Annotated in this window: 1 protein-coding gene; it reads left to right on the top strand. The window is 41.7% G+C overall.

What is annotated here, in order from left to right:
* The first annotated feature begins 127 nt into the window (after positions 1 to 127).
* Positions 128 to 2,170: a cytochrome c family protein gene (locus BCU91_RS08160; protein ID WP_133126594.1), complete on the top strand. Its 2,043-nt coding sequence runs from the start codon at positions 128 to 130 to the stop codon at positions 2,168 to 2,170.
* Positions 2,171 to 2,239: the final 69 nt, after the last annotated feature.

Here is a 2,239-nt window from a genome sequence, read left to right as displayed (position 1 = left end):
CTGTGAATTCTCATAAGAGACCTTATCTACACCTTAATTAATATTGAGCTTGTTCCTGGAGAATGAATATTAAATAAGATAATTAAAAAGGTTATTTATGATGAACAAGAACCTGAAATATGGAAACTTGAAAAAAACAACGTTTGCTATGATGTTGCTACCTTTAATGACGGCTTGTGGTGGATCTGATTCAAATGATGCCCCTCCACCGGTCTCAGAAATTCCTGAAGTTGAATTACCTGACGAAATACGCAATCACTTTGATCTTATCGTTGATACTGAAACAGCCGTTGACGGTACTATCGAAGTTTATTTAGGTCGTTGGTTCCCTTGCATGAAAGGGCACGAAGATATGTGCTCAAGTGACATGCCGGAAGATTTTGAAGTTCCCGATGCTGGCTTTAAGAATGGCGAAGCCTTCGCTACAGCATCGAAATATAACATGCGGACCAGAGACGACAGCAAATACTACATGGAAGTTCAGCTAAGCGATCTACGAGCTTGGCAAGAGCAAGCTGTTCGTGATGATATTTTCATGCCTGGTAACTACTCAGCTTTAGACTTGATGATGTACATCTCATCGATAAGAGATGATTTTGAAGTCAAGTTAGGCGGCTTTAATGAAGCACGTCAAAGCTATGACTTTACCGTGTCATTTGATGCCGATGGCGACGGTACATTTGACAACGCACCTGCCACACATTATTCCCACTGGGGTGATTACCAAGATAGTGATAGTTGGGGAGTCACTTTGTCACACGGTGGTGGTGACATGCTAAATCATTTTAACGGATATTTAGAAACTGTGTATGACCGCCTTGATGAAACCCTTGTGCGTGATGGGTCTCAGATCCGTATACAACCAGTGAGTGAAGCCTATCGTGATCGTGTGTGGCAAACCCATATTGATGAAGTCAACTTTAAAGCTAGTAACGGTGGCAAGGTAATTTTAAAAGAAATTACCCTAGATATGGAGGATACTGACGGTTATGGTGATGAATTCATTAAAACCATTGCTCAAGATGTTGAAGTAAAAGCTTACAACTTACGCCCTGATATTTATCGCCCTGGCGTCATCACCAGCCTTGATATGGTTATCTCTGCAAACGAAACAGCAAAAGAAGCCGGTTCTGCTGAATTTGGTTTTACCTTCTGGCCAACACTTTCTACAGGTTCTAAACTTGGCAGTTATGTGATGAATCAAATCAGCCACCCTGAAGTTGGTCCTTCAAATAAACTTCGTGCTGAAGGCTTAGACGGCTGGAACTACGCTGCGGGTATGAATGAATACACATTAGATATCATTGTTACTCAGGGCTCATGGCCAAGTGCACAGGACTTCTTAGACCCTGAAATTGCAGCAGAATTTGAACTTGACCGTGAGTGTTCATGGCTACGTGAAAGCGATGGCTCAATCACTGAAATTAAAGCTAAAGAATGTATCGACCATTGGTATGGTACTTTCGGCGGAAATAAACTTCACGTAGCAATGGATAATATGGTTCGTAACCATGGTATGGAGTACATCTATTTTTCATGGGTGAAAAAGATGTTCCTAGTTTACAACGTATCAGAAGTAAACTCAGTTAATGAAGCACGCCTAATGGGTGATACTTATCGGTTCCCAGCTCAAGTAGAGAAAGCTGAGAAAATTGCAGACATAAGTAAAGCAATTGCGCCACTGACTGAAGAACATTTTGGTTGGAATATTGCTGACTGTCAGCTATGTCACTCTAAGGATGACATTCATAAAAGCAAAGCAGTTGATACATTAGAGCGTGATGAGCCTTATTTCTGTGCATCGTGTCACGGTGGTAATGGTGCACCTGAAGCGCATGGCGAAACAGCGCGTTGTTTCTGGTGTCACTCAGAAGATAAAGCAATGCAGAACCATGGTGAGGCATCTCAATGGATGGCTTTCAGTGACGTAGAGTGTAGTGGCTTCCCTCAACATATGGGACCAAACGCACCTAGCGAACTATTTGGCCCAGGTTCATGTGCAGATCAGGTTGATAAACCGAATGTAGTGAAACAGAATTGGGATGGTTCAAAATATAATGATTTACCTGCGGGTAGACAACAAAGCTTTGGTAACAGTGACTGGTACAATACTGAGTCATTCCCTGACCCATATAGCTGTGTAACTTGTCATGTAACACCTAAGAAGTAACATGTTTAAGGCCTCGATTATTATTAATCGAGGCCTATTTTATTATAGCAATTACAAAGCCACCCATTA

The organism is Shewanella sp. 10N.286.52.B9 (assembly GCF_002873635.1).
Lineage (GTDB): Bacteria > Pseudomonadota > Gammaproteobacteria > Enterobacterales > Shewanellaceae > Shewanella.
Note: the sequence above shows the minus strand (reverse complement) of the source record. Positions and strands in the feature narration are given on the sequence as shown.